21 protein-coding genes are annotated in these 19559 nt (G+C 64.6%); 10 read left to right on the top strand and 11 right to left on the bottom strand.

Annotated features, from left to right (window positions below):
- The first annotated feature begins 93 nt into the window (after window positions 1–93).
- The 3 genes from Q7U29_RS07875 to Q7U29_RS07865 are packed head-to-tail and all read left to right on the top strand — an operon-like array spanning window position 94 to window position 2649.
- A complete protein-coding gene (locus tag Q7U29_RS07875; RefSeq protein ID WP_304740164.1) occupies window positions 94–666 on the top strand; it encodes a nucleoside 2-deoxyribosyltransferase in 573 nt (190 codons plus the stop codon).
- A gap of 44 nt (window positions 667–710) precedes the next feature.
- The gene (locus Q7U29_RS07870) at window positions 711–1418 is read left to right on the top strand and encodes a TlyA family RNA methyltransferase (RefSeq protein ID WP_304740182.1); all 708 of its coding nucleotides are present in this window, start codon (window positions 711–713) and stop codon (window positions 1416–1418) included.
- The gene (locus Q7U29_RS07865) at window positions 1411–2649 is read left to right on the top strand and encodes a class I SAM-dependent RNA methyltransferase (RefSeq protein WP_304740162.1); all 1239 of its coding nucleotides are present in this window, start codon (window positions 1411–1413) and stop codon (window positions 2647–2649) included. The genes Q7U29_RS07870 and Q7U29_RS07865 overlap by 8 nt, the downstream gene beginning before the upstream one ends.
- A gap of 36 nt (window positions 2650–2685) precedes the next feature.
- On the opposite strand, the gene Q7U29_RS07860 is transcribed toward Q7U29_RS07865, so the two are convergent.
- Entirely contained in the window at window positions 2686–3537 is an 852-nt protein-coding gene (locus tag Q7U29_RS07860; RefSeq protein ID WP_304740181.1) for a DUF1194 domain-containing protein, read from the bottom strand.
- 232 nt (window positions 3538–3769) lie between these two features.
- Between Q7U29_RS07860 and Q7U29_RS07855 the strand changes: the two genes are divergently transcribed.
- Together Q7U29_RS07855 and clpS are read left to right on the top strand one after the other, a co-directional pair.
- Complete coding sequence (locus Q7U29_RS07855) at window positions 3770–5089, top strand: hypothetical protein (RefSeq protein ID WP_304740160.1); 1320 nt, start codon at window positions 3770–3772, stop codon at window positions 5087–5089.
- Between the two features lie 33 nt (window positions 5090–5122).
- Window positions 5123–5428 carry an ATP-dependent Clp protease adapter ClpS gene (gene clpS, locus Q7U29_RS07850; RefSeq protein ID WP_304740158.1) on the top strand — a complete coding sequence of 102 codons (306 nt, stop codon included), beginning with the start codon at window positions 5123–5125 and terminating at the stop codon, window positions 5426–5428.
- Between the two features lie 145 nt (window positions 5429–5573).
- Here clpS and Q7U29_RS07845 read toward each other — a convergent pair whose 3' ends face one another.
- Entirely contained in the window at window positions 5574–6758 is a 1185-nt protein-coding gene (locus Q7U29_RS07845) for an adenylate/guanylate cyclase domain-containing protein (RefSeq protein WP_304740156.1), read from the bottom strand.
- Between the two features lie 137 nt (window positions 6759–6895).
- On the opposite strand from Q7U29_RS07845, the gene Q7U29_RS07840 reads away from it, so the two are divergent.
- Window positions 6896–8590 carry a GMC family oxidoreductase gene (locus Q7U29_RS07840; protein ID WP_304740154.1) on the top strand — a complete coding sequence of 565 codons (1695 nt, stop codon included), beginning with the start codon at window positions 6896–6898 and terminating at the stop codon, window positions 8588–8590.
- Window positions 8591–8877: 287 nt separating this feature from the next.
- Here the strand turns inward: Q7U29_RS07840 and Q7U29_RS07835 are convergent, their stop codons facing one another.
- From Q7U29_RS07835 to fabI, 5 genes are all read right to left on the bottom strand, one after another.
- Window positions 8878–9204 carry a hypothetical protein gene (locus tag Q7U29_RS07835; protein WP_304740152.1) on the bottom strand — a complete coding sequence of 109 codons (327 nt, stop codon included), beginning with the start codon at window positions 9202–9204 and terminating at the stop codon, window positions 8878–8880.
- A gap of 112 nt (window positions 9205–9316) precedes the next feature.
- Window positions 9317–9586, bottom strand: a complete 270-nt coding sequence (locus Q7U29_RS07830; RefSeq protein ID WP_304740150.1) for a type II toxin-antitoxin system Phd/YefM family antitoxin — start codon at window positions 9584–9586, stop codon at window positions 9317–9319.
- Window positions 9587–9959: 373 nt separating this feature from the next.
- The gene (gene aroC / locus Q7U29_RS07825) at window positions 9960–11045 is read right to left on the bottom strand and encodes a chorismate synthase (protein ID WP_304740148.1); all 1086 of its coding nucleotides are present in this window, start codon (window positions 11043–11045) and stop codon (window positions 9960–9962) included.
- Window positions 11046–11271: 226 nt separating this feature from the next.
- On the bottom strand, window positions 11272–11871 hold the full coding sequence (locus Q7U29_RS07820; protein WP_304740146.1) for a histidine phosphatase family protein: 600 nt from the start codon (window positions 11869–11871) through the stop codon (window positions 11272–11274).
- 12 nt (window positions 11872–11883) lie between these two features.
- Complete coding sequence (gene fabI / locus Q7U29_RS07815; protein WP_304740144.1) at window positions 11884–12693, bottom strand: enoyl-ACP reductase FabI; 810 nt, start codon at window positions 12691–12693, stop codon at window positions 11884–11886.
- Between the two features lie 196 nt (window positions 12694–12889).
- Between fabI and Q7U29_RS07810 the strand changes: the two genes are divergently transcribed.
- Window positions 12890–13378, top strand: a complete 489-nt coding sequence (locus Q7U29_RS07810) for an RNA polymerase sigma factor (protein ID WP_304740142.1) — start codon at window positions 12890–12892, stop codon at window positions 13376–13378.
- 91 nt (window positions 13379–13469) lie between these two features.
- Window positions 13470–14240, top strand: a complete 771-nt coding sequence (locus tag Q7U29_RS07805; protein WP_304740141.1) for an anti-sigma factor — start codon at window positions 13470–13472, stop codon at window positions 14238–14240.
- A gap of 304 nt (window positions 14241–14544) precedes the next feature.
- On the opposite strand, the gene Q7U29_RS07800 is transcribed toward Q7U29_RS07805, so the two are convergent.
- Window positions 14545–15498: a DnaJ C-terminal domain-containing protein gene (locus tag Q7U29_RS07800; RefSeq protein ID WP_304740139.1), complete on the bottom strand. Its 954-nt coding sequence runs from the start codon at window positions 15496–15498 to the stop codon at window positions 14545–14547.
- A 148-nt stretch (window positions 15499–15646) separates the two neighbouring features.
- Window positions 15647–16057 carry an RT0821/Lpp0805 family surface protein gene (locus tag Q7U29_RS07795; RefSeq protein ID WP_370691715.1) on the bottom strand — a complete coding sequence of 137 codons (411 nt, stop codon included), beginning with the start codon at window positions 16055–16057 and terminating at the stop codon, window positions 15647–15649.
- A gap of 123 nt (window positions 16058–16180) precedes the next feature.
- On the opposite strand from Q7U29_RS07795, the gene pdxH reads away from it, so the two are divergent.
- Both pdxH and Q7U29_RS07785 read left to right on the top strand, forming a co-directional pair.
- Window positions 16181–16822: a pyridoxamine 5'-phosphate oxidase gene (gene pdxH, locus Q7U29_RS07790; RefSeq protein WP_304740135.1), complete on the top strand. Its 642-nt coding sequence runs from the start codon at window positions 16181–16183 to the stop codon at window positions 16820–16822.
- 118 nt (window positions 16823–16940) lie between these two features.
- Window positions 16941–17696, top strand: coding sequence for an SDR family NAD(P)-dependent oxidoreductase (locus tag Q7U29_RS07785; protein WP_304740133.1), 756 nt, complete (start codon window positions 16941–16943; stop codon window positions 17694–17696).
- A 222-nt stretch (window positions 17697–17918) separates the two neighbouring features.
- Here Q7U29_RS07785 and Q7U29_RS07780 read toward each other — a convergent pair whose 3' ends face one another.
- Complete coding sequence (locus Q7U29_RS07780; protein WP_304740131.1) at window positions 17919–18146, bottom strand: hypothetical protein; 228 nt, start codon at window positions 18144–18146, stop codon at window positions 17919–17921.
- A gap of 161 nt (window positions 18147–18307) precedes the next feature.
- On the bottom strand, window positions 18308–19288 hold the full coding sequence (locus Q7U29_RS07775) for a magnesium transporter CorA family protein (protein ID WP_304740129.1): 981 nt from the start codon (window positions 19286–19288) through the stop codon (window positions 18308–18310).
- Between the last annotated feature and the right edge of the window lie 271 nt (window positions 19289–19559).

The raw sequence follows: 19559 nt of genomic DNA, 5'->3' as shown, positions 1-19559 counted from the left end.
TCCTCTCATCCTTCGAGACGCGCGCAAGAGCGCGCTGCTCCAGCGACAACGGCGAGGCCGTTGCGCGGGGATGAGGTCGGAGATACTGTTCTCATGAAAATCTACCTGGCAGGCCCTGATGTGTTCCTGCCAGACGCCCTCGAGATCGGCTGGCGCAAGGCCGAAATCTGCGCGCGGCACGGCCTGATCGGACTCTTTCCGCTCGATAACGTCATCGACCTCTCCGCCCGCGATGCCTCGCTCGACATCTTTGGGGGCAACGAGGCCATGATGATCGAGGCAGACGCCATCATCGCCAATCTCACGCCGTTTCGTGGGTCAAGCGCGGATGCCGGCACCGTCTACGAACTCGGCTACATGGCGGGACGCGGAAAACTTTGCCTGGGCTATTGCAACGATCCGACGCTCTATGCCGACCGCGTGCGCAAATTCACCACAGTAGAACGGCAGGGTGGCCGTCTGGCCGATGCTGATGGCCTGACCGTCGAGGATTTCGGATTGAGCGATAATCTGATGATGATTCATGCGCTCGACCTGCACGGCTGCACGCTGGTGACGCCGCGGCAGGCGCCCGCGGATCTCTGGCATGACCTGACCGCCTTCGAGACTTGCGTAGGCATGGCTGCCGGCCGGCTCGGCGCCACGCTGGCGCGGGCATCGAGTTGACCTTGGCCAAACAGAGCACGCCCCCTCCCCGCAAGCGCGCGGATATGCTGCTGGTCGAGCGCGGCCTGTTCGAAAGCCGGGCGCGGGCGCAGGCGGCGATCGAAGCCGGCCTCGTCACCGCCAACGACAAGCAGGTCCTGAAGCCATCCGAAGGCGTTGCGGCCGACGCGGTGATCCAGGCGCAACCCGCGCACCCCTATGTCTCGCGCGGCGGCGTCAAGCTGGCGGGCGCGCTGGAACTGTATCCGATTGAAGTCGAGGATCACGTCTGCCTCGACGTCGGCGCCTCGACCGGCGGCTTTACCGAAGTGTTGCTGGCGAACGGCGCCAGCCTGGTGTTTGCGATCGACGTCGGCCGCGAGCAATTGCATCCCTCGCTGCGCGGCCATCCCAAAATCGTCTCGATGGAAGAAACAGACATCAGGACATTCGAAGGCAAGCGCCTGCCGGCGCGGCCGGATGTGGTGGTGATCGACGTCAGCTTCATCTCGCTGAAAGCCGTATTGCCGGTGGCGCTGTCGCTGGCCGCGGCGCCGATGCATCTGCTGGCACTGATCAAACCGCAATTCGAGGCGGCGCGAAAACATTCCAAGCGCGGCATCATCCGCAACGCCATGGTGCACCAGGAGGTCTGCGACGACATCACCGCGTTTGCCGCTTCGCTCGGCTGTACCGACATCCAGGTGTTTCCTTCGTCGATCGCAGGCGGCGACGGCAACGTCGAGTTCTTCCTTGGCGCGCGCCGTGGTTGAGCATCTCACCATCGATCACGTCGGCCACCACGGCGACGGCGTCGCCCTTGCCGGCGGAATGGCGGTCTATGTGCCGTATGCGCTGCCGGGCGAGACCATCGAGGTGGCGCCGGTGCCGGGTCACCCCGACCGCCGCCGCCTGCTGCAGGTCGACACGGCAAGCCCGCAGCGGATCGCACCGTTCTGTCCGCATTTCGGCGTCTGCGGCGGGTGCGCGATCCAGCATTGGGAAAGCGAACATTATCGCGCCTGGAAGCGCGACATCGTGGTCGAGACGCTGGCGCGGGCGAAGATCGATTGCGACGTGGATGCGCTGGTCGATGCCCATGGCCTCGGCCGCCGCCGGATCACGCTGCATGCCAGGATGGGCACCCACGCGGTGCTCAAGGTCGGCTTCAGCGCGGCGGGTGCGCACGACATCATTCCGGTCGACCGCTGTCCGATCCTCGATCCCGGCCTGAGCGGCGCGCTGGATGCGGCCTGGGCCCTGGCCGAGCCATTGATCGTGATCGGAAAGCCGCTCGACATCCAGCTCACCACCACCGATGTCGGCCTCGACGTCGATGTGCGCGGCTCCGGCCCGCTGCCGTCGGCACTGATCGCAACGCTGTCGCGCTTGGCCGAGCAACATCGGCTGGCCCGGCTGACGCGGCATGGCGAGCTGGTGCTGATGCGAACGCCGCCGACCATCGCGATGGGCGCGGCACAGGTGACCTTGCCGCCGGGTTCATTCCTGCAGGCCACCGTCGCCGGCGAGGAGGCGCTGGCGGCGCTGGTGTCGGAACATTGCAGGCGCTCGAAACACATCGCCGACCTGTTCTGCGGCGTCGGACCCTTTGCCTTGAGACTGGCGGCGAAGTCGCGGGTGACGGCTTTCGACAGCGACGCCGGCGCGGTGACGGCGCTGCAGAAGGCGGCGACCTCGACATCCGGATTGAAGCCGGTCAAGGCCGAGGCGCGCGACCTGTTCCGGCGTCCGCTGGTGCCGCAGGAACTGCGCGACTACGACACCGTGGTATTCGATCCGCCACGGCAGGGCGCCGAGGCGCAAGCCAAACAACTCGCCGCCAGCAAGATATCCGTCTTGGTCGCCGTATCATGCAACGTCGCGACCTTCGCGCGCGACGCCCGAATTCTGATCCATGGCGGCTACAAGATCGAGGGCGTGACGCCGGTGGACCAGTTCCGCCACACGCCGCATGTCGAACTGGTGGCGCGGTTCAGGAAATAAGCAAATCTATTGTCTCAACCAATGAGACGTATCCTTCTACCTTCCCCACCGCTCCTGCCAGATCTTCTCGCCGACCAGGCAGTTCACGCGCGGCTCCCTGGTCGCCACCGTGACGATCGGGCGCTCGGGCGTGCGGCCGGCGATCTCGAGCACCAGCTTGGTGCGGATCGCTTCCTTGAATTTATCACGCTCCTTGATGGTCACCACGAAGGAGCCGGGGCCGCCGATCACGCAGTCCTCGTAGTAGAAATCGAGGTTGCCGATGTCCATGGTCGAATAGGACAGCTCCTTCACCATGATCGGCAGGCCGTTGATGATGACGCCCTTCTCCACCGCGGCATCGCGCGCGATCGTGACCGGCGAGCCGTTGTTGTTGGGGCCGTCGCCGGAAATATCGATCACGCGCCGGATCCCCCGGTGCGGATCCTCGTCGAGCAGCGCCATTGCGAAATTGATCGCCCCCGAGATCGAGGTGCGCGACGCGCGACGGATCGGCGTTTTCAGGATCTCGCTGGCGACCGCATCGGCGGTTTCCGGGCCGTCGATCACCCGCCAGGGAATGATGATCTTCTGGTCGCTCGATGCGGCCCATTCGAAATAGGTCACCGAAATCTTGCCGTTCGGGCCACTCTTCAGCGCCTGCAGAAATTCCTTGGAGACGATGGCCTGCGCGTAACCCTCGCGCTGAAGCGCGAGTTCGTCCATATCCATCGAATAGGAAACATCGACGGCGAGCACCAGTTCGACATCGACGGACGGGTGGGTCTCCCTGGCGGCCAGCTGAAGGCCAAGCTGGGTGGCGGGGTTCGGCGCCGCGACACCCGCGACGTCACCTCCGGCCATGGCGCCTGCGACAAGCACCGCCCCGATCGAGACACACCAGCGCATCAGCGGTCCTCCCGTCGTCTGATCGCGATGGTGACACGCAAACTGCGTCGCGAAAAGCAGGAACATGGATTGTCCCTACACTTTCAGGTTAGCCGCATGGCTGCCTTATTCTGCCCGTGACTTCCGGTCCGCACCGTCGCCGCGATACCCGATTTGAACGATTCCGGCGGTAACGCGACAGATGTAGCGCACAGCGATTGGGCAATACGATACAAGCGAACACGGCTTCGGCATGGTTACACCCCCGGCGATTTCCGCAAGCGACGGCCGGCCGTCCCGGACGCGCGCGATCGCGGCATGGATCGGTCTGTTCGCACTGATCTCGGCCGTGATTGCGATGCTGCTGACGTGGTCGCAGGAGCCGGAGGAACCCGCGGTCGTGGAAACAAGCCCGCCGCTGACGGCCGCCGAGGCGGGCGAGACCTGCCTGCGCCTTTCCGAAAATCCGCCGGAGTATCTCTCCAGCGAAGCGATGCGGCGGCGCCAGGAATTGCGGCGCGCCAGTTGCGACATGGCGTTCGCTGCGGAGCCTGATAACCTGCAGTTCAAGGTGGCGGCAGCGCGCGCCCTGCCGTATGCCCAAAGAGCGGAGAAGCTCGCTTTGCTCCGCGAGGCGGCCGCGCAGGGCAGCGCCGAGGCCAATTACGAGATTTATGAATCGCACAAATCCTGGGACCGCGGCGATCCCGACAAGGCGCCGATGGTGCCGCGCGCCGAAGCCGATCGCGCCTTGCGCAAGGCCGCCGAACTCGGTCACCCGTTTTCCACCCAGATGCTGGCGACCCTGCTCGACCGCGGCACCACCGTGAAGCGCGACCGCGTCGTCGCGCGGTACTGGGCGGAACGTGCGCTCGAAAACCCTGTCAAGGACTCGGACCGGGGAGGTCTGCAGGTTTTCATCGGGCGGCTGCTGACGGAATCGGACAAGCCGGAGGACCGCGCCCGCGGTCTGGAGATACTCGAGCGATATGGTCAGCCCGGCTACTACCAGTACGGTGCCAGGACCGCACTCGCGAAGGCGATCCGCAAACAGGATCCGGTGCGCGCGCGAAAACTGCTGGAGGAGGCCCGGCGTCCCGATCCCGGCGGCGCGACACCCGTGCTGGCGGAAATGCTGATCGCGGGTGAAGGCGGCCCGGCCGATCCGAAGCGCGCGCTGTCGCTGCTGAGGGCCCCGACGGACACCGTGGGGGTGAAGGGCGTGCTCGGGCAAGTCTATCTCGAAGGCAAACTGGTGCCGCGCGATGTCCAGGAAGCGGTGCGCCTGATCGACATGGCGAGCGTATGGAGCCTCGACGCACGCCTGCAGGTCTTGCAGTTGCTCGCGGCCCATCCGGAGGTGCAGGTCACCAGTCCCAAGGGGGTGCTCTACTACGCGCTCGAGGCCGTTGAACTCGACGAACCCGGGGCCATGACCGCGCTGATCGAGCTGAAACTGTCCGACAATGCCCAGTTCCAGGACCGCCCAGGAGCCTGTAAACTGATCGAGACGGCCGCGGGGCGCGGCGACCCATCGATGGCACCGTGGCTTTCGGAGTGCCGCGCCAACTGATCGAGCGCGGCCGGTTGAAGAGGTCCCGCAGGAATGATCGACGCCGTTACCAAGCCGAAGACAAAAGTCAAAACGAAGACCGAGCGGCCGCGGCTGCACAAGGTCATCCTGGTCAACGACGATTTTACGCCGCGCGAGTTCGTCGTCACGGTGCTGAAATCAGAGTTTCGCATGACCGAGGACCAGGCGCACAAGGTCATGATCACGGCGCACCGGCGCGGCGTCTGCGTGGTCGCGGTCTTCACCAGGGATGTCGCCGAGACCAAGGCGACGCGCGCCACCGACGCCGGCCGCGCCAAGGGCTACCCGCTGCTGTTCACCACCGAGCCGGAGGAGTAGCGAGCCTCATCCTGAGGAGCATCGCGAAGCGATGCGTCGCGATGGATGGATGCAAGCTCCGCACTCGCGGCCATCCTTCGAGACGCGCGCAAGGGCGCGCTCCTCAGGATGAGGTCGGAGCGCGGAGCCCGGCAGGCTCTCCAGTTTAGCCCGCCGGTGTCTCGTCCAGCAGGCCGAAGACCCGCTCGGCCTTCGAAAACCCCGCGATCGGAAACTCGCCGAGGTCGTCCCAGCCGCCGGCGCAGATCCCGGCGAACCCTTCCGACGCCACCACGGTGCGATTGAGCTTGCCCGCGATCTTTTCCAGCCTTGCCGCCAGATTGACGGCCGGGCCGATGCAGGTGAAATCCAGCCGGTTGCCGCCGCCGATATTGCCGTACAGAATTCGCCCGACATGCAGTGCGACGCCGAAGCGGAAACGCTCGACGGTCTCCCCGATAGGATAGTGCATTGCCTCGACGCTGGCGCGGGATTCGCGCGCGGCGTCCAGCGCGTGGCTGCAGACCTGCCTGACATCGCCGACATATTCGTCGATCGGAAACACCGCGAGCAGCCCGTCACCCATGAATTTCAGGACTTCGCCGCCATGGTCCCTGATCGCCGCCACCTGACAGTCGAAATAGCCGTTCAGGATATCGACCACGGTCTCGGCCGGCAGCCGGTCCGACAGCGCCGTGAAACCGCGCAGGTCCGACAGCCAGATCGCGGCGTCCATGGTGTCGGTATGGCCGCGCCTGATCTGGCCTTTCAGGATCCGCTCGCCGGCGCGGTTGCCGACATAGGTGTCGAGCAGCAGCGACGAGGTGCGGCGCCACTGGATGATCTCGATGACCCGCGCCAGCGCCGGCACCAGCGCGCGCAGCGCGGCCAGTTGCTGGTCGGTGAAGCCGCCGGGCTGTTTGGTGGTCCAGCTCGATGCGTGACTCAAGCCGTCGGTAAAATGCAGCGGCAGCGCGATGTAATCGGTGACACCCTCGGCGCGCAAATCATCGAAAATCGAAAAGCGGCTGTCCTGCAGGTCTTCCAGCCGGCCGCGGACCTCCTTGCCTTCCGTGAACACGATCATCAGCGGGCTGTTGGTGAATCCCGGCGATTCCAGAATATTGAAATCCACCGTGCCCATCTCGACCTCGGCGCCGGGCCGCCAGATGAAATTGCGGCCGTAGATATCGGGATGCAGCGTGCGAACGAAGACGCCGACCCGGTACAGCGGCAGGCCCGCAGCCACCAGCCGTTCGCAGGTCTCCGACATCAGCCGGGTCGGGCTGGTCGCCGAGCGCGCGCCGTCGATCAGCCAGTCGGTAATCTTCTGCAGTTCGGGTTGGTTCATGACCTCACCATGTGGGAGGAAGTTCGTCGGACGTCAAGCCGAGCCAGGCGTATCGGGCTGATGGCGCGAGCCGGCGTGACCCGGCGACGAAGGTGCGCTAGCCTGATTCCAACAAAACAAAAAGAGGAAGCGTCACAGTGTACGACACCATCATCGTCGGCGGCGGTTCGGCGGGCTCGGTCATGGCCCACCGGCTTTCGGCCAGAAGCGCCAACAAGGTCCTGCTCTGCGAAGCCGGCCAGGACACGCCGCCAGGCAACGAGCCGCCGGAAATCCGCGACAGCTATTCCGGGCAGGCCTATTTCGATCCGCGCTTCCACTGGACCGAGCTCAAGGTCACCACGCAAGTCGTCAGCCATAACAATCCCGAGGCGAACCGCCCGCCCTTGCGCAAATACGAGCAGGCGCGCGTGCTGGGCGGCGGCTCCTCGATCAACGGCCAGATGGCCAATCGCGGCGCGCCGACCGACTACGCCGAGTGGGAAGCCCGCGGCGCCGCGGGCTGGAACTGGAACGACGTGCTGCCCTACTTCAAGAAGGTCGAGCGCGATCTCGATTGCGACGGGCCGCTGCACGGCAAGGACGGCCGCATCCCGGTGCGCCGCATTCCAAGGGAGCACTGGACCAAACATAGCCAGGCGATGGGTGAGGCCTGCAGGCTCGCCGGCTACGCCTATCTGCCCGACCAGAACGGCGAATTCACCGAGGGCTACTTTCCGGTGACGCATTCCAACCAGGACGAACAGCGCGTCTCGGCCGCAATGGGCTATCTCGATCGCGAGACCCGCAAGCGCGCCAATTTGACGATCTCGACCAACACCGTGGTCAAGGAATTGCTGTTCGAGGGCACGCGCTGCGTCGGCGTCAAGGCGCTGGTCGATGGCCGCGAACAGGAGTTTCGCGGCCGCGAGATCATCCTCTCCTGCGGCGCGATCCATTCGCCGGCGCATCTGCTGCGCGCCGGCATCGGCCCGGTCGGACACCTCCGCGAAATGGGCATTCCCGTGCTGATGGGCCTCGCCGGTGTCGGCCAGGGGCTGATGGATCATCCCTCAATCGCGCTGTCGTCCTATGTCCGCCGCGGCGCGCGCATGAACGAACACACCCGCCGCCACATCCAGATGGGGCTGCGCTACTCCTCGGGCTTGGCCGGCACGCCCGCCGGCGACATGTTCGTCGCCGTGCTCAGCAAGTCGGCCTGGCATGCGGTCGGCGAGCAGATCGCCTCGCTGCTCACCTTCGTCAACAAGACCTATTCGGAGACCGGCCAGGTCAAACTCGCTTCGCGCAACCCGCAGGCGGAGCCGATCGTCGAGTTCAATCTGTTGTCCGACCGGCGCGACCTCGACCGCCTGATGAGCGGTTTTCGCAAGATGGCAGGCTTGCAGATGAGCGCGCCGCTCCAGGCGGTCACCGACAAGCCGTTCCCGGCCTCCTACACCGACCGCGTCCGCAAGATCGGCGTGGTCAACGCCAGGAACAAGGTCCTCACCTCTATCGCCGCGCTCCTGATGGACGGCCCGGCGGCGCTGCGCCACGCCATGATCGACAATTTCATCGTCGAGGGCTTCACCTTCGAGCAGGTTATGACCGACGACGAGGCGCTGGAAGCCTTCGTGCGCAAGGCGGCGATCGGCGTCTGGCACGCCTCCTGCTCGCTTCGGATGGGCCGCGCCGAAGATCCGATGGCGGTGGTGGACACACAGAGTCGCGTCAAGGGGATGCAGGGCCTGCGCGTCGTCGACGCCTCGATCTTTCCGGTGGTTCCCTGCGCGAATACCAATTTTCCGGTGCTGATGGCGGCGGAGAAGATCGCGGATGGGATGGTGTGAGGGATTGCGGGGCTACTTGGGCATCGCCCGGCTTCTGGACCGGAGCAGCCGCTGGCGGAGGATGCGGAAAGCAAAATATCGAAAACAACCCCATGCACAGATACGCAGTGCCGGTGGCAAGGACCTTTTTGAACGCGAAAACATTTGACACGTCGGGCAAATCACCGGCGAGGATTCCATCCTCGCGCATTCTAGAATTCGCACAAACCGTAGCTGTTTGAAGAAGGCTTAGACGCGACTGGATCCGGCAGTATGAGTAGAGCGTAACGATACCCACCTTCCGCAAATCACGCGCGCGAAGTCAGCGTTGCCTTGCGGGCACGATGCCATGCGGCGAAGGCCGCTATCACCTGATTGAAAAAACGCGGCGGCAGAAAACCGTAGTCATATCGATCGCTGCGTCCGATCTTCCTGAGATCATAGCCGGGCCAATCGAATTCGTTGCCCTCCGCAACGACAATCCAGGACCGCGCGTCATCCAGTCCGAGATGACGTTTGACCGCAGCCGGGATTTCCACGGCGCCGGCGGGATCGCCGGGAGGGGTATGCGTGATCGGCAGGACCACGACGATCGTCGTGTCATTCGCCGGGCGCCCAACCGCGAGCACGATCACGCTCGGGCGATCCTTGCGGCCTTCTTCCCGACCCGCTTCATGCTCGTGGTGCCACAGATAGGCGTAAGATATCACAAGGCCCGGTTCAGGTGTCGGGATCGGCATACGCCCGCTATTTCGGCTCAAGCAAAGCGTCGAGATGTGCGTGTCGCTCGTCCATGCGCGAAGCGCCGATTGCCTGCGCTCGCTCGTCCGACAATTCGGCCGTCGCGAAACTGCGGCGGTGCTGCTGGAAGCGGCGGAATTCCTCGAATTCGTCGGGACCGACAAAATAGCCGGTGATAGATCCGTGACTCGATACCGCCACCGCCTCGCGCTGGGCGAGCATCCGATAGCGGCCGAAATTGCGGGTAAACTCGGAAGCGGGGACGGGGTCAGCCATGTTGCGGTATCCCTAGCATGAAGCTTAATATAGGTAAATTACGCAAAATGCGCAAGTTGTGAGATTTAGCAATTTTTGGTTGGATATTGTCGCGGAATGCTTCGTGTGCGGCGGGGCCGGCCAAACGATTGATGCCGATCGGGCATCTTTGCGCATTCAGAAACTCCATCAGCCGGCCGACAGAAGCCGACACCGGCCGGCAACGCAGCAAGACGTTTCATTCGGTCATTGCGAGCGAAGCGAAGCAATCCAGCTTGCTGTGAAAACGAAAGAATCTGGATTGCTTCGCTTCGCTCGCAATGACGCAAGAATCCGACAACCCACTCGGCGTATCGGCGAAGTAAGCCAACGCCAATGCGCCCCACAGACTCGGCTACCCCACCTGCCCGCGGTGCCTGAGGAAATGATCCGCCAGCACGCAAGCCATCATGGCTTCGCCGACCGGCACCGCGCGGATGCCGACGCAGGGGTCGTGGCGGCCCTTGGTCATGATGTCGGTGTCGTGGCCGCTGCGGTCGACGGTCTGGCGCGGCGACAGGATCGACGAGGTCGGCTTCACGGCAAAACGCACCACCACCGGCTGACCGGTGGAGATGCCGCCGAGCACGCCGCCGGCGTGGTTCGAAAGAAAACGCGTGCCGTTGTTGCCGGTGCGCATCTCGTCGGCGTTTTCCTCGCCGGTGAGTTCGGCGGCGCCGAAACCGGCGCCGATCTCGACGCCCTTGACGGCGTTGATGCTCATCAGGGCTGCGGCCAGTTCAGCATCGAGCTTGGCATATATCGGCGCGCCGAGGCCGGCCGGCACGCCTTCGGCGACGATCTCGATCACCGCGCCGATCGACGAGCCGCTCTTGCGGATGCCGTCGAGATAGCCCTCGAAGAACGCGGCCTTGTCCTTGTCGGGGCAGTTGAACGGATTGCGCGCGATCTCGTCCCAGTCCCATTTGGCGCGGTCGATCTTGTGCGGACCCATCTGCACCAGCGCGCCGCGCACGGTGACGCCGGGCAGGATTTTTCGCGCGATGGCGCCGGCGGCGACGCGGGTCGCTGTTTCGCGCGCGGAAGAGCGGCCGCCGCCGCGGTAGTCGCGCAGGCCGTATTTCGCCTCATAGGTGAAGTCGGCATGGCCGGGGCGAAACTTGTCCTTGATCTCGGAATAGTCTTTCGAGCGCTGGTCGGTGTTCTCGATCAACAGCGCGATCGGAGTGCCCGTGGTGACCTGCATGCCGGTCTCCGGATGCGCCATCACGCCCGAGAGAATTTTGACCGCGTCTGGCTCCTGGCGCTGGGTGGTGAAGCGCGACTGGCCGGGCCGGCGGCGGTCGAGATCGAGCTGGATATCCTCGTTGGTGAGCGGCAGCAGCGGCGGGCAGCCATCGACCACGCAGCCGATCGCGATCCCGTGGCTCTCGCCGAAGGTCGTGACCCGGAACAGGTGGCCGAAGGTGTTGAAGGACATTTTGATATTTCCGCGGCTGTGCGGAATGTCGTAACGCGCGAGGTTCGAGGGGTCAAATGACGAGAATTAACCACGCCGGCGCGGCATCCACGGTCCGCCCCCTCTCCCGCGCTTGCGGGGGAGGGTTGGGGTGGGGCTGCCTCAGCGGTGGCACTCGTGGAGAGAGCCCCCACCCGCCTCGCGTTGCTCGGCACCCTCCCCCGCAAGCGGGAGAGGGAAAAGAAGGTCACCCATGCTTCGTCAGCTTGCCCTCGCTGAACACGTACACCACGCCCTGCCCGATCGGGATGTCCGAGGCCTCCAGTGGCGTGGCGATGCCGAGCGCTACCATCAGCGCCCGCATGGTGCCGCCATGGGCGACGGTGACGGTGTCGCCTTGCAGGGAATCGACCCATTCGCGCATCCGCAAGGTGACGCTGGCGTAGCTCTCGCCGGAGGGGGCGGCGACGCCCCATTTGTCCGCCAGGCGCGACGCAAAAGTGGCGGCGTCGTGCCGCTCCATCTCGGGCAGGGTCAGGCCCTCCCACTGGCCAAAGGCGATCTCGCGCAGCCGGTCGTCGAGGGCGTAATCGTGATGCGGCAGTTGCAAGGCGCCGCGCACCAGTTCCATCGTCATCCGGGCGCGGCCGAGCGGGCTGGCGACGTAGGGCAGCGCGGACGCCTCGTGACCATGGCGCGCGATCAGGTCCGCGAGGATGCCGCCCGCTGTCACGGCCTGGGTACGGCCGAGATCGTTCAGCGGAATATCCTGCGTACCCTGGAAGCGCCCGGCGGCATTCCACGCGGTTTCGCCATGGCGGATGTAGTAGATGACGGGCGCGGGCATGGTACGCTCGAACTAATCCTTCGCCAGCGAAATATCCGGCGCGTCCGGGCGCTTCATGCCGACGACGTGATAGCCGGCATCGACGTGATGCACTTCGCCGGTAACGCCGCGCGACATGTCCGAGAGCAGATAGAGCGCGCTGTCGCCGACTTCCTCGATCGAGACGGTGCGGCGCAGCGGCGAATTGTATTCGTTCCATTTCAGGATATAGCGGAAATCGCCGATGCCGGACGCCGCCAGCGTCTTGATCGGTCCCGCTGAAATCGCGTTGACGCGAATGTTCTTCTCGCCGAGGTCGGCGGCGAGATAGCGCACGCTGGCCTCCAGCGCCGCCTTGGCAACGCCCATCACGTTGTAATGCGGCATCCACTTCTCGGCGCCGTAATAGGTCAGCGTCAGGATCGAACCTCCATCGGTCAACAGCTTCTCGGCACGCTGTGTGATCGCGGTCAGCGAGTAGCAGCTGATCAGCATGGTCTTCGAGAAATTATCGGCGGTGGTTTCGAGATAGCGGCCCTCGAGCCCGTCCTTGTCGGAAAACGCGATGGCGTGCACGACGAAATCGATCTTGCCCCATTTCTCCGCGAGCACGGCGAACACCGCGTCGATGGTGGCGGGATCGGTGACGTCGCAATGCCCGAGCGTGATACCGTCGAGCTCTTTGGCCAGCGGTTCGACCCGCTTCTTCAGCGCGTCGCCCTGCCAGGTCAACGCGATCTCGGCGCCCGCCGCGCGGCAGGCCTTGGCGATGCCCCAGGCGATCGAGCGGTTGTTGGCGACGCCGAGGATCACTCCGCGCTTGCCCTGCATAATTTGCGACATTTAGGTTTCCAATCGACCTTTAGATCAGGTCTGGAGGTACACCAGCGCTTCCGGGCGGTACAGCCCAAATTCATCTCCGTTAAGGCTGTTGTCCCGCAACCTTGACGGCTGGAATAGTTCCGGCATTCGGGTGTTATGATGGGACAGGCGTTGGCGCGAGGTTGGGCGCCGCCGCGGCAACCCGAGATCTCTGTCAATGACCGCTTTCCGTCAGAGTGTCGAAGCCATGATCCCGGCGCTGCGCCGCTATGCGCGCGCGCTGGCGCGCGACGCCGACATCGCCGACGATCTGGTGCAGGACACGCTGGTGCGGGCGCTGCGTTCGGAACGGCTGTTTCTCGGCGGCGATATCAGGAGCTGGCTCTACACCATCCTGACCAACCTCAACAAGAACCGGCGGCGATCGCTGGCGCGGCGGCCGCAATTCATGCCGCTGCTGGATAACAATCCCGACGCCAGCGGCACCGAGGCCGAAGGCCGCGACATCGCCCGCGCGCTCGCCACCCTGGTCGAAGAGCAACGCTCGGTGCTGCTGCTGGTGATGCTGGAAGGGTTGAGCTACCGCGAGGTCGCCGACATTCAGGCCGTGCCGATCGGCACCGTGATGTCGCGCCTCGCCCGTGCCCGCGCCCATGTCAAAGCCGCCCTCGAGGGCGAGCGGCCGTCGCTGCGGCGGGTGAAGTGATGGCAAGCCCTATGCGTGAAATTCCAGGAGAGACTCCGAGGGAACTTCCGAGAGAAGCCGAGAACATTTCGACCGAGAAGAGACAACGACAATGACCGATCCAAAAATTCCCGTCACCGAAGACGAATTGCACGCCTATATCGACAATGAGCTGCCGCCGGAGCGGCGTGGCGATGTCGAGGCATGGCTCGCGGCGCATCCCGACGATGCCGAGCGGGTGCAATCCTGGCGCGCGATGGCGGAAGCGCTGCATGCGCGCTACGATTCCGTCGCCGACGAACCGGTGCCGAAGCGGCTGGAAATCGAACGGCTGGTGCGAGAGCCGCGCCGCTGGATGGTTGGCGCGATCGCCGCGACCCTGGTGGCGTTCATTGCCGGCGGCGGCGCCGGCTGGCTGGCGCATGGCGTGGCGGCTTCGCCGTCGGCGTTCCAGAGTTTTACGAGCGAGGCGCTGGTCGCGCACCGGCTTTACGTGGTCGAGGTTCGTCATCCGGTCGAGGTGCCCGGCAGCGAACGCGCGCATCTGCAGACATGGCTGACCAAACGCTGCGGCTGGGTGGTGTTCGCACCGGAGCTCGATGCCACCGGGTTGAAGCTTGTCGGCGGCAGGCTGCTGCCCGGTCCGAACGGACCCGCCTCGTTCCTGATGTATGAGAGCGCATCGGGCGAACGCTTTACGGTCTACGCCGCCAAGGCGGACGGCGAGGCGACGCAGATGCGTTATACGGCGCAGGACAAGGATGGCGCGCTGTTCTGGGCCGATCGCGGCGTGGCCTTCGTGGTCAGCGGCAGCAGCGACCGCGACCGCCTGACCCAGGTGGCGCGACTGGTCTACGACGCGACGGAAAAGAACGGCGGGTGACGGCGTGAGCCGTCATTGCGAGGAGCTCTTGCGACGAAGCAATCCATGTCGCAGTACGAAAAAAGAATGGATTGTTTCGCTTCGCTCGCAATAACGTTGTGAGTACGTCACCAGGCTCTTTGTCCCAATTCCGACACCGAAAATCTGGAATCAAGTCATCGGTGCGTCTCAAAATCGCACCGGGTGATCACGCGAAGGTGAGGTGCGTTCGATCCGCCGATCGACGCGAAGCGGCCTCGACTGGGGTTTTCGTACCGCGCTGGTCCCCCGGTCGAGGCCGCACCTTTTCGGTGTGGTTTATCAGTTACGTCAAATCGCTGCGCGGATTGTACTTGTGCCCGTCGCGCCACTTTTGCATCAACGCCTCGAGTTCGGAATCGTTCCCGTCCGGCAGCACGATGCGGGTGGTGACGAACAGGTCGCCGGTGCCGCCGCCCGGCTTCGGCAAGCCCTTGCCCTTCAGGCGAAAGGTGCGGCCGCTCGAGGTGTTTTTCGGAATCGACAGTTCGACCGCGCCGCCCAGCGTCGGCACCCGAACCTTGTCGCCGAGCACGGCCTCATACAGCGTGACCGGCAGGTCGACGCGCAGGTCGCTGCCGTCGACCCTGAAGAAGGCGTGCGGTGCGATTGCGACCGTGATCAGGAGATCGCCGGGCCGGTGGCCGGGCGCGCTCTCGCCCTGCCCCTTCAGCCGGATCTGCTGGCCGGCCATCACGCCGGCGGGAATCTTGACATTGAGCTCCTTGCCGCTCGGCAGCCGGACGCGCTTCTCGACGCCGTTCACGGCCTCTTCCAGCGACACCGTCATGGCGACGGACAGATCGAGATCGAGCCCGATGCCGCCGGTCTCGAACTCGAAGGCGCCACCGGGGCCGGGGCGCGCGCCACGGCCGGCACCGCCGAACATGCTGTTGAGGATATCCTCGAAGCCGCCGCCGCCGGGACCGCCGCCGCCGCGGAAGGTGTGGCTCTCGAAGCCGCCTGGTGAGGCGCCGCGGCTGCGCGGGTCGCCGCCGGGAAAGCCCTGAAAGCGCGGCTTGCCCTCGGCGTCGATTTCGCCGCGATCGAACTGCTTGCGCTTAGCCTCGTCGCCGAGGATCTCGTTGGCCGAATTCAGCTCGGAAAAACGCGCCTGCGATTTCGGATCGTTCTTGTTGGCGTCGGGGTGATGCTTCTTGGCGAGCTTGCGATAGGCGCTCTTGATCGCCGCAGCACTGGCGCCCCGCTGCACCCCCAAGACCTCATAGGGGTCGCGCATCCGTCACGTCTCCTCTAAGCAAAAGACCAGAGCCCGGTTCAGATACAATCAGAACCGAAAGGCTCCAGGGAAATCAGATCATAGCTTACGGGCCGCTGGCCCGTTTCAGGCTTCATCTGGGGTGCCCGTGGTATTTTTGCAACGGGGGTTAGCCCCGCCGCCACGGCTTTAGCGTATGAATTTCCCAACGGCCATGGCCGGCCTTGCAGGCGGCGCCCTGCAGCCAGCTCTCGGAGCGGCCGTTGACGTAGCTGGCCAGAAAATCCCGGCAGGTCCGGCCATCTTCGGACGAATAGGCCTGGGCCAGCGGCGTCACCGAACCGCGGGCGCCGGTCTCGGGGTTTTCCCAGGGCTGGCTGGAATCCTTGCTGCCCTTGGTCAGCACGTCGGAAGCGGCGGTGCGGGCAAAGGCCAGATCGGTCTCGGTGGGCACCGGCGGCTGCGCCGACCCGATCGATCCCGTTATTTCCTTGTCCTTGTCTTCCATTTTGGCAAAGGCCGCGTCGCCGCGGGAAAAGCTGCAGCCCCCGGAGCCGAGGCCGATCAGAATCAACGTCACCACCGCGCCCGCCGGCCTGATCGCCGGTAGGCCAATGCGTTCCCATGTCTTATATAGGGCGAGCCTACATGGGGACTGCAACGCGCTCTGGGACGCGGGCGGACGCAACTCGGAACTCCTGACATGAATGATACAACCTCCATCAAACACCCGACACCGTTAACATCAGGTGATTTCACCGCAGCCGAAGAACCGTTTGCGCTGTTCGGCGAATGGTTTGCCGAGGCGGTGAAGGCCGAGCCGAACGATCCCAACGCGATGGCGCTGGCGACCGTCGACGCCGACGGGCTGCCCGACGTGCGCATGGTGCTGATGAAGGGCTATGATGCCGACGGTTTTGTCTTCTACAGCCACATCGCCAGTCAAAAAGGCCGCGAACTCGCCACAAATCCTAAGGCGGCTTTACTGTTTCACTGGAAATCGCTGCGCCGGCAGGTCCGCATCCGCGGCAACGTGTCGCCGGTGACCGACGCCGAAGCGGACGCCTATTTCGCCACCCGCCCGAAGCAGGCGCAGATCGGCGCCTGGGCCTCGAAGCAGTCGCAGCCGCTGGAAAGCCGCTTTGCCTTCGAGCAGGCGATCGCCAAGGTGGCGGCGAAACACATCATCGGCGAGGTGCCGCGCCCGCCGGGCTGGAGCGGCTGGCGCATTGCGCCGGCGCGCTTCGAGTTCTGGCACGACCGCCCGTTCCGCCTGCACGACCGCATCGAATTCGCGCGCGCGACGCCGGACCAGCCATGGTCGAAGACACGGCTTTATCCGTAGAGTAAGCCGTCATGGCCGGGCTCGTCCCGGCCATCCACGTTTTTACTCGTTAACGACCAAGGGAAGACGTGGATGCCCGGGACGAGCCCGGGCATGACGAGAAACAAGAGAACCGTTCATGCCTAGTCCAACCAACCACGGCCCGCGGCGCACGATGCTTCTGACCGGAGCCAGCCGGGGCATCGGGCACGCCACGGTGATCCGCTTTTCCTCGGCGGGCTGGCGCGTGCTGACCTGTTCGCGGCATCCCTTTCCCGAGGAGTGCCCGTGGGGTGCCGGACCCGAGGACCACATCCAGGTCGACCTCGCCGACCATGACGACACCACGCGGGCGATCTCGGAAATCCGCCAGCGGCTGGAGGGTGGCGAGCTGCACGCGCTGGTCAACAACGCCGCGATTTCGCCGAAGGCCGAAGGCGGCGCGCGGCTGGGGTCGATCGATACCGACATCGAGACCTGGAGCCATGTATTCCGGGTCAACTTCTTCGCGCCGATCATGATGGCACGCGGGCTGATCGAGGAATTGAAGGCCGCCAGGGGCTCGGTGGTGAACGTCACCTCGATCGCGGGCTCGCGCGTGCATCCGTTCGCGGGGGCTGCCTACGCCACCTCGAAGGCGGCGCTGGCCTCCCTGACCCGCGAGATGGCGTCCGATTTCGGCCGCATCGGCGTCCGCGTCAATTCGATCGCGCCGGGCGAAATCGACACCTCGATCCTGTCGCCGGGCACCGAGAAGATCGTCGAGCAGCAGATCCCGCTGCGCCGGCTCGGCACGCCCGATGAAGTCGCAAAGATCATCTATGTGCTGTGCACGGAGACCAGCTCCTACGTGAACGGCGCCGAGATCCACATCAACGGCGGGCAGCACGTGTAGCTGAGACGAAGCGTCGTGCTTCACCTTCCCCTGGAGGGGGAGGGTCGGCTCACATTGAGCGGAGCGAAATGTGAGACGGGGTGGGGTGATCTCTCAACGCGGGCACTGTTCGAGGTGAGAGACCGTCACCCCACCCCGCCGAGCGTTACACGCGCGTCGACCCAAGAGCGAGCTTCGCTCGTCTCGACCCCTCCAGGGGAGGGTGAATACAACGCGGCCCGCTCAGGTCAATCCGCGCAGGATTTGAGCGGCCTGCCAGCGCAGGCTGTCGGCCTCGACGTTGAAGGTGCTGGAGCATTCTTCCTCGCGCTCGCCTTCCAGCAGCGCCGCGCCGCAATGCCGGCACATCCGCGCCGACATCGCCCGCGCCCTGCCCGCGGCGCTGCGGTCGGCTTGATAGCGCGCGAAATCGACGACGTTGCGGGGTGACGTTATGAGTTTCTCAACCATGGCTGTCCTCGCGGCTTGTGACAGCGTTATCGCAGAAAGCCGTCGCGCAAACGTTGTGCGCAACGCTCAAATTTTATCCGTAGAAATGTGGCGGGTTCCCTGGTTTTTCGCAGGTGTATGAAAGCCCCGCAGGACGGCTGTACCGTTTAACGCCTCAGTGACTACAGCCACTTCTTCCATCTGAAAAAGAAGTACGGCCCCGCCGCTGCCAGCAGCATCATCAGCAGCGCCATCGGATAGCCGTGGGTCCATTCCAGCTCCGGCATCATCTTGAAATTCATGCCGTAGATCGAGGCGATCAGGGTCGGCGGCATCAGCACCACGGCCATCACCGAGAACAGCTTGATGATGTTGTTCTGCTCGAGATTGACGACGCCGAGCATGGCGTCGAGCACGAAGGTGATCTTGTTGGAGAGGTAGCTGGCGTGGTCGGTCAGCGAGGTGACGTCGCGCTGCATGGTCTTCAGCTGCTCGCGCATGTCCTTGGACCATTTGACGCCTTCGGTGCCGGCGGCGACGAAGGTCACCACCCGGCCGATCGAGACCAGGCTTTCCCGCACCTTCGAGGTGATATCGCCCTTGCGTCCGATCGCGATCAGGATGTCGGAATAGCGCTTGGCCTGGCCGGTGCGCGCGGCTCCGGCGGGCTCGAAAATATCGTGGCTGATGGTGTCCATGTCGCCGCCGGCGCGCTCCAGAATGTCGGCATTGCGGTCGATCACCGCATCCAGCAGCTCCATCAGCACCATTTCACCGGTGATCCCCGGCGCGCAGCCGCGCGCCAGCTTGTTCTCCACCAGCAGGAACGGCTTGGGTTCGTCGTAGCGCACGGTCACCAGCCGGTGGCCGGCGAGGATGAAGGTCACCGCCGTGGTGCGCGGGTTCTCGGTGTCGGCGGCACACATCAGTGTCGCCGTCATGAAGCGGGCGCCGTTTTCGATATAGAGCCGACTGGAAATCTCGATTTCCTGCATGTCCTCCCGGGTCGGAACCGCGATCCCGGCCAGCCGCTCCACCGCCTTGTCCTCGCCCCCGGTCGGCTTGACGAGGTCGAGCCAGACCGCGCTCTCCGGCAGTTCGGCAAAATCGGCGTCGACGATCTTCTTCAGGTTGAATTCGGCAGGGACGTACACTGAGAGCATGGAGGACTCCGGGACCGAGCGCGCTGCTTTTTGTTCGGACGCGTTTCGAGGCGCAAACCGGTGCCCGCCCCCGGTCAAGCCCGAGGGCAGGCTTCGCTCGAAACGCTGTGGCTACCAACAGGACTTAGATCGATTCTGGCAAGCGCTTGATGACTGGCGCATTAACCCCCGATCCATATTTGCGGCGGCGGAATGGCAGCTCCGTGGCGACGATTCGGCGAGAGCGCTGCAACTGCCCAAAAATCAGCCCAAAACGGCAACAGCTGCGGTA

It is taken from the genome of Bradyrhizobium sp., from assembly GCF_030654605.1.
Taxonomy (GTDB): Bacteria; Pseudomonadota; Alphaproteobacteria; order Rhizobiales; family Xanthobacteraceae; genus Bradyrhizobium.
This window is presented reverse-complemented; position numbering and strand designations above follow the sequence as displayed.